Origin of the sequence: Paracoccus sulfuroxidans (assembly GCF_007830335.1) — a bacterium.
GTDB lineage: Bacteria > Pseudomonadota > Alphaproteobacteria > Rhodobacterales > Rhodobacteraceae > Paracoccus > Paracoccus sulfuroxidans.
On the sequence record NZ_VLKU01000018.1, the window covers coordinates 36,592 to 43,189 of the forward strand.

The window sequence follows — 6,598 nt, forward strand, 5'->3', positions numbered from 1 at the left end:
CATGACCTCTCAAACTGATGATGCGCGTCTGCTGGACGCCCTGCTGACCACCATGGAAACCGGGGTCATCCCCAAGACCGAGGCGGGCGTGGCCGGTGGAAGCAAGATCTTCGGCGCGGCCTTGCTGCGCAAATCGGACCTGACCCCGGTTCTGGTCGAGACCAACAACGAGATCGAGAACCCGCTGTGGCATGGCGAAGTGCACACGCTGAAGCGCTTCTATGAAATGCCCGCCGAGGGCCGCCCGGACACCCGCGATCTGGTGTTTCTGTCGACGCATGAGCCCTGCTCGATGTGCCTGTCGGCGATCACCTGGTCGGGCTTTGACAACTTCTATTACTTCTTCAGCCATGAGGATTCGCGCGACGCTTTCGCCATTCCGCATGACCTGAAGATCCTGAAAGAGGTCTTCACGCTGGAGCCCGGCGGCTACAACCGCAAGAACGCCTTCTGGACCGGCCGCTCGATCCACGCGATGATCGACGCCCAGCCCGAGCCGCAGCGCAGCGCCTTCAAGGACCGCGCCGCCGCCATCAGCCGCAAATATGATGAGCTTTCGGCGACCTATCAGGCGACCAAGCAGGACAATGCCATTCCGCTGAACTAAGGCGGGGCGTCCAAAGGATTGGCGGGACCGGCGTCGAAGGATTCCGGTCCCGCTGGCATTTTCCCCCAACCGTTGAGCATGGGCCGCTCTCTCGTCTATAAGCGGCGGCGCTGCGGGCGTGTGGCCGAGGGGGAGACGAATTTGGCAGAGGATCCGGTCCGGCTGGATGGGCTTGGCTATGAGGCGGGGGGTCAGGCGATCCTCAGCGGGATCACGCTGCATTCGGGCGCGCAGAAAATCGGGGTCGTGGGCCGCAACGGCTCGGGCAAAAGCACGCTGTCGCGGCTGATGGCGGGGCTGTTGAAACCGGCCTCGGGGACGGTGCGGATCGAGGGCGTCGATGTTTATGCCGACCGCCGCGCCGCCTTGCGCACCGTGGGTATCCTGTTCCAGAACCCCGAGCATCAGATCATTTTCCCGACCGTCGGCGAAGAGATTGCCTTCGGCCTGCGCCAGCTGGGCGCAACGGCGGCTGAGGCGCAGGAGCAGACCCGCGCGACGCTGTTGCGATTCGACCGCGCGCATTGGCTGGACGCGCCGGTTTCGGCCCTGTCGCAGGGGCAGAAACATCTGGTCTGCATGATGGCCGTTCTGGCGATGCAGCCGCGCCTGCTGATTCTGGACGAGCCTTTTGCGGGCCTCGACATTCCGACCAAGCGGCAACTCGCGCGGCATCTGGACCGCTCGGGCGCGCGGCTGTTTCACATCTCGCATGACCCGGCCGATCTGGCGGGCTATGACCAGCTTTACTGGCTGGAGCAGGGGCGCATCATCGCCGAAGGCCCGCCCGCCGTGCTGCTGCCCGAATTCACCGCCGAGATGATGCGATTGGGGGATCAGGATGATCTCGCTGACATCTCCGCATAGGACCCGCGCCCATGACTGGCCTGCCGGGCTGAAGCTTGCGGGGCTGTGTCTGGCCTCGACGGCGGTGTTTCTGACCGATGATCCATGGGTCATGGCCGGGCTGCTGGCGGCGCTGGCTCTGGCCTATGCCCTGCCGGGGCGGGCGTTTCTGCGCGCGGGCGCACGGGCGCTGCGGCTGGTCCTGCCCTTCGTCGTCCTCATGCTGGTCTGGCATCTGTTCACGCGGGATCTGCGGATGGGGCTGATGATCTCGATGCGGATGGTTCTGCTGGTGGGGCTGGCCAATCTGGTGACCATGACGACCTCGCTTCAGGGGATGATGGGGGTGATGCGCTGGCTGCTGACGCCGTTCCGGCGGCTGGGCCTGCCGACGCATCTGCTGGAGACCGCGATTCCCCTGACCATCCGCTTCACCCCGGTGCTGATCGCGCGGGCTGATGCGCTGGCGCTGGCCTGGCGCGCGCGGGCCGCGCGCAGGCCCGGCTGGCGGCTGGTGCTGCCCCTGATGATGCAGGCACTGGACGACGCCGACCATGTAGGAGAGGCTTTGCGCGCGCGCGGCGGCCCCCTGAAACCCGCCGAACAGGAGGATTAGACTTGGAACGAAAACTGGCCCATGTGGCGCTTTTTGCCGCGATGATCGCGGCGCTGGCCTATGTCCCGCAGATCACGCTGGGCTTTGGTGTGCCGATCACCGCGCAGACGCTGGGCGTCATGCTGGCGGGTGCGGTTCTGGGCGCGCGGCAGGGCGCGGCAGCGGCGGCGCTGGTGCTGCTGCTGGTGGCACTTGGCCTGCCGCTGCTGTCGGGCGGTCGCGGGGGCCTTGGTGTCTTCGCCGGGCCGACCACGGGCTTTGCGCTTGGCTGGCCGCTGGGCGCCTATGTGACCGGGCTGATCGTCGAGAAGCTGCCTTTGCGCCCGGCCGGGCTGCTGGCCGCGCTCGCCTCGGTCGTCGGCGGCATTCTGGTGATCTATGCCACGGGCATCCTTGGATTTTCGCTGGTCACCGGCAAGGGGCTGATGGAATCGGCGGCGCTGATGATGGTCTTTATCCCGGGCGATCTGCTGAAGGCGGCGATCACCGGCATGCTGGTGCAGGGGCTGGTGCGCGCGCGCCCGCAGACGCTCAGCTGGTACCGGCCCGCCACGGCAGGCCGCCGCCTGTAATGGGCGAAACGCCGCGCTGTCGGGCGCGGCGTTTCCATAAGCTATTGAAAAAAAAATTTTTTCTGGTCAGAACAGCCCGTCGAGTTCGCCCTCGGGGGTCAGGCCGATGCGTTCGGCCGTGGGGCGGCGCGGCAGGCCGGGCATGGTCATGATGTCGCCGCAGATGGCGACCACGAAGCCCGCCCCGGCGGCCAGCCGAACCTCTCGCACCGGGATCACATGGCCCGAGGGCGCGCCCAGCATCGCCGGATCGGCGGAAAAGCTGTACTGGGTCTTGGCCATGCAGATCGGCATGGCGCCATGCCCCGCCTCTTCCCAACGCTTCAGTTGATTGAGCACCGCCGGCGGGGCATCGGCATGCGACGCGCCATAGATCTTGCGCGAGATCGTCTGGATCTTTTCCCACAAGGGCTGGTTGTCGCCGTAAAGCAGGTGCAGATCGGCCTCGCCCTTGTCGGCCAGCGCGACGACGGCGCGGGCCAGATCCTCGGCCCCGGCCCCGCCATCGGCCCAATGGGTACAGCGGATCGCCTCGACCCCCAGATCGGCGCAAAGGCTGCGCACCGTCTCGACCTCGGCATCGGTGTCACTGACGAAATGGTTGATCGCCACCACGACCGGCAGGCCGAATTTCTGCATGTTCGAGATATGGCGCGCCAGATTGACCCCGCCGCGTTTCAGCGCCGCGACATCCTCGCGGTCAAGATCGGTCTTCTCGACCCCGCCGTTCATCTTCAGCGCGCGGATGGTGGCGACGATGACCACCGCCTCGGGCGCCAGATCGGCCAGACGGCACTTGATGTCGAGGAACTTCTCGGCCCCCAGATCGGCCCCGAAACCGGCCTCGGTCACGGTATATTCGCCAAGGGCCAGCGCGGTGCGCGTGGCGCTGACGCTGTTGCAGCCATGGGCGATATTGGCGAAGGGGCCGCCATGGACCAGCACCGGGTTGTTCTCGATCGTCTGGACAAGGTTCGGCTGGAACGCGTCGCGCAGCAGGGCCGTCATTGCCCCGTCGGCCTTCAGATCGGCGGCGGTGATCGGCTGTTTGTTGCGGTCATAGCCGATGACAATGCGGGCAATCCGCGCCTGCAGATCGGCGAGGCTCGTCGCCAGGCAGAAGATCGCCATGACCTCGGAGGCGACCGAGATGTCAAAGCCCGTCTCGCGCGGGAGGCCGTTCGAGGGGCCGCCCAGCGACACAACCATGTCGCGCAGCGCCCGGTCATTCATGTCCATGACCCGACGCCAGGTGATCCGGCGGGTGTCGATGCCCAACTCATTGCCCCAGTAGATGTGGTTGTCGATCATCGCCGACAGCAGGTTGTGCGCGCTGGTGATGGCGTGGAAATCGCCGGTGAAATGCAGGTTCAGGTCCTCCATCGGAATGACCTGCGCGTAGCCGCCCCCCGCCGCGCCGCCCTTCATGCCGAAATTCGGCCCGAGGCTCGGTTCGCGCAGACAGATCACCGTGCGCTTGCCGATGCGGTTCAGCGCATCGCCCAGACCGACGGTGGTGGTGGTCTTGCCCTCACCCGCAGGGGTCGGGTTGATCGAGGTCACCAGGATCAGCCGCCCCTTCGGCGCATCAGCCAGGCGGCTGACGGCGGCATGGGTGATCTTCGCCTTGTCATGGCCATAGGGCAGGATGTCATCCGGCCCCAGCCCCAGCTTGGCCGCCACCTCGGTGATCGGGCGCTTCTTGGCAGTACGGGCGATTTCGATGTCTGAAAGCATCTTCTGGCTACCTCCGGGCTCCGATGGCTGTCCCGATCAGCTAACACCAGATTTTATCGCCCCATTCGCAGTTTTTATTTCTGCCAGAGGAAAGTGTGAGGCCGGGAGATGCCTTTTTCGCGCCATCGGGTATTTACGAAGAGCATATGAAAAACAGGGGGATCTGCCGATTCTCAAGCAATTTCAAAGAAAATGGAAAGATTTTCCTGACTTCCGGTTGGCGGAAATCCGCAACATGGAAAATGGTAATGCAAAACTTGAAAACGCATTGTTTTATGGCACAGTGTAATGCGAAACGGCAAATTGCAGGGGGATGCATGCCCGAATCCACGATCACCGCGAAGGGTCAGACGACGCTGCCTCGGGCGGTGCGGCAGGCGTTGCAACTGGGGCCGGGCGACCGGCTGCGCTATGTCGTGATGGAGGACGGGCAGGTGCGGCTGATGCGCGTGCGCCCGGTCTCGGAACTGGCGGGGATGCTGCGCCGCGATGGCCGCCCGCCGCTGTCGATCGAGGCGTTGAAGCGCGATCCCGGCCGATGATCGCGCTGGATACCAATGTCGTGCTGCGGTTTCTGGTGCAGGACGATCCGCCGCAATCGGCCCGGGCGGTCGCCTTCTTCGCCTCGCTGAGCGTTGAACAGCCCGCCTATCTGTGCCGCGAGGTCATCGTCGATCTGGTGCAGGTGCTCGAGCGCAACTATCGCCTGTCGCGGGCCGAGATTGCGGCGGCCATCGACGGGCTTCTGGCCGCGCGCGAGCTGGTCGTCGAATCGCGCGAGATGGTGGGGCAGGCGGTCGAGCATTATCGGCAGGGCGGCCCCGGCTTTCTGGATCAGATGATCGTCGTGGGTGCGCGCCGGGCCGGATGCCGCTCGGTTGTGACCTTTGACCGTCAGGCGGGCATGACGCCGCATTCGGGCTAGGCCCCGCCTTGTAGCGGGGCCCTCGCGTCTTACGCGACCCCGCCCAGACAGACGTATTTCAACTCGATGAAGTCATCCATGCCGAAATGCGAGCCCTCGCGGCCAAGGCCCGACAGCTTCACGCCGCCGAACGGCGCCTCGGCGGTCGAGATCAGACCGGTGTTCACGCCCACCATCCCGTATTCCAGCGCCTCCGAGACGCGGAAGACCCGCGCCAGATCACGGGCGTAGAAATAGGACGCCAGCCCGAACTCGGTGTCATTGGCCTGAGCGATCACCTCCGCCTCATCGGTGAAGCGGAAGAGGGGCGCGATGGGGCCGAAGGTTTCCTCGCGCGCGACGGCCATCTCGGGCGTGACGCCGGTCAGCACGGTCGCCTGAAAGAAGGTCCCGCCCAGCTCATGCGGCTGGCCGCCGAGTGCCACTTTCGCGCCTTTCGAGACCGCGTCGGCCACGTGCTCTTTCACCTTCTCGACCGCCGCCTGATCGATCAGCGGGCCAAGGTTCACGCCTGCCGCAAAGCCGTCGCCGGTCTTCAGCTTCGCCACCGCCGCCGTCAGCTTTTCAGCGAAGGCGTCATAGACCCCGTCCTGCACATAGATGCGGTTCGCGCAGACGCAGGTCTGGCCGTTGTTGCGGAATTTGGCGATCAGCGCGCCCTCGACCGCCGCGTCCAGATCGGCGTCGTCGAAGACGATGAACGGGGCGTTGCCGCCCAGTTCCAGCCCCAGTTTCTTGATGGTCTTGGCGCTTTGGGCGTAAAGCTGAACGCCGATCTCGGTCGAGCCGGTGAAGGTCAGCTTGCGGACCACGGGGTTCGCGGTCATCTCGGCCCCGATCTGGGCGGCCGAGCCGGTGATGACGCTGAAAAGCCCCGCAGGCAGGCCCGCACGCTCGGCCAGCACCGCCAGCGCAATCGCCGAAAACGGCGTCTGCGAGGCCGGTTTCAGCACCATGGCGCAGCCGGCGGCAAAGGCCGGTCCGGCCTTGCGGGTGATCATTGCATTCGGGAAGTTCCAGGGCGTGATGGCGGCCACGACGCCGATCGGCTGCTTCATCACCAGAATGCGCTTGTCGGGCTGGTGGCCGGGGATGGTCTCGCCATAGATGCGGCGGGCCTCTTCGGCGAACCATTCGATGAAGCTGGCGCCATAGGCGATCTCGCCCACGGCCTCGGGCAGGGGCTTGCCCTGCTCGGCGGTGAGGATGCGGCCAAGGTCGTCCTTGTGCTGGATCATCAGGTTGAACCAGGCGCGCAGGATCTCGGCGCGGTCCTTGGCGGTGCGCTTGGACCA

9 protein-coding genes are annotated in these 6,598 nt (G+C 65.5%); 7 read left to right on the forward strand and 2 right to left on the reverse strand.

Annotation, left to right across the window (positions count from 1 at the left end):
- The first annotated feature begins 1 nt into the window (after position 1).
- The 4 genes from IQ24_RS19735 (at position 2) to IQ24_RS19750 (ending at position 2,641) form a co-directional block, all read left to right on the forward strand.
- Positions 2 to 607, forward strand: a complete 606-nt coding sequence (locus tag IQ24_RS19735; protein ID WP_145400095.1) for a tRNA-specific adenosine deaminase — start codon at positions 2 to 4, stop codon at positions 605 to 607.
- A 141-nt stretch (positions 608 to 748) separates the two neighbouring features.
- The gene (locus tag IQ24_RS19740) at positions 749 to 1,474 is read left to right on the forward strand and encodes an energy-coupling factor ABC transporter ATP-binding protein (RefSeq protein ID WP_242008367.1); all 726 of its coding nucleotides are present in this window, start codon (positions 749 to 751) and stop codon (positions 1,472 to 1,474) included.
- Positions 1,449 to 2,069, forward strand: coding sequence for a CbiQ family ECF transporter T component (locus tag IQ24_RS19745; RefSeq protein ID WP_145400097.1), 621 nt, complete (start codon positions 1,449 to 1,451; stop codon positions 2,067 to 2,069). The genes IQ24_RS19740 and IQ24_RS19745 overlap by 26 nt, the downstream gene beginning before the upstream one ends.
- 2 nt (positions 2,070 to 2,071) lie before the next feature.
- Positions 2,072 to 2,641, forward strand: coding sequence for a biotin transporter BioY (locus tag IQ24_RS19750; protein WP_145400098.1), 570 nt, complete (start codon positions 2,072 to 2,074; stop codon positions 2,639 to 2,641).
- A gap of 66 nt (positions 2,642 to 2,707) precedes the next feature.
- Here IQ24_RS19750 and IQ24_RS19755 read toward each other — a convergent pair whose 3' ends face one another.
- The gene (locus IQ24_RS19755; protein ID WP_145400099.1) at positions 2,708 to 4,378 is read right to left on the reverse strand and encodes a formate--tetrahydrofolate ligase; all 1,671 of its coding nucleotides are present in this window, start codon (positions 4,376 to 4,378) and stop codon (positions 2,708 to 2,710) included.
- Between IQ24_RS19755 and IQ24_RS19760 the strand changes: the two genes are divergently transcribed.
- From IQ24_RS19760 to IQ24_RS19770, 3 genes are read left to right on the forward strand one after another with little or no spacing between them, the layout of a single operon-like run.
- Positions 4,365 to 4,667 carry a hypothetical protein gene (locus tag IQ24_RS19760; RefSeq protein ID WP_145400100.1) on the forward strand — a complete coding sequence of 101 codons (303 nt, stop codon included), beginning with the start codon at positions 4,365 to 4,367 and terminating at the stop codon, positions 4,665 to 4,667. The two genes, IQ24_RS19755 and IQ24_RS19760, sit on opposite strands and share 14 nt — an antisense overlap.
- A gap of 28 nt (positions 4,668 to 4,695) precedes the next feature.
- Complete coding sequence (locus tag IQ24_RS19765) at positions 4,696 to 4,920, forward strand: type II toxin-antitoxin system PrlF family antitoxin (protein WP_145400101.1); 225 nt, start codon at positions 4,696 to 4,698, stop codon at positions 4,918 to 4,920.
- Positions 4,917 to 5,303 (forward strand): PIN domain-containing protein, encoded by a 387-nt coding sequence (locus IQ24_RS19770; protein WP_145400102.1) that lies wholly within the window; start codon positions 4,917 to 4,919, stop codon positions 5,301 to 5,303. Before IQ24_RS19765 ends, IQ24_RS19770 begins: the two co-directional genes overlap by 4 nt.
- Positions 5,304 to 5,332: 29 nt before the next feature.
- On the opposite strand, the gene IQ24_RS19775 is transcribed toward IQ24_RS19770, so the two are convergent.
- The coding region (locus IQ24_RS19775) for an NAD-dependent succinate-semialdehyde dehydrogenase (RefSeq protein WP_145400103.1) at positions 5,333 to 6,598 on the reverse strand (1,266 nt) is incomplete at its 5' end.

Coding starts and splice junctions, on each gene's coding strand:
- IQ24_RS19760 (WP_145400100.1), top strand. CDS start 4,365: ATGTCTGAAAGCATCTTCTGGCTACCTCCGGGCTCCGATGGCTGTCCC.
- IQ24_RS19765 (WP_145400101.1), top strand. CDS start 4,696: ATGCCCGAATCCACGATCACCGCGAAGGGTCAGACGACGCTGCCTCGG.
- IQ24_RS19735 (WP_145400095.1), top strand. CDS start 2: ATGACCTCTCAAACTGATGATGCGCGTCTGCTGGACGCCCTGCTGACC.
- IQ24_RS19755 (WP_145400099.1), bottom strand. CDS start 4,378: ATGCTTTCAGACATCGAAATCGCCCGTACTGCCAAGAAGCGCCCGATC.
- IQ24_RS19745 (WP_145400097.1), top strand. CDS start 1,449: ATGATCTCGCTGACATCTCCGCATAGGACCCGCGCCCATGACTGGCCT.
- IQ24_RS19770 (WP_145400102.1), top strand. CDS start 4,917: ATGATCGCGCTGGATACCAATGTCGTGCTGCGGTTTCTGGTGCAGGAC.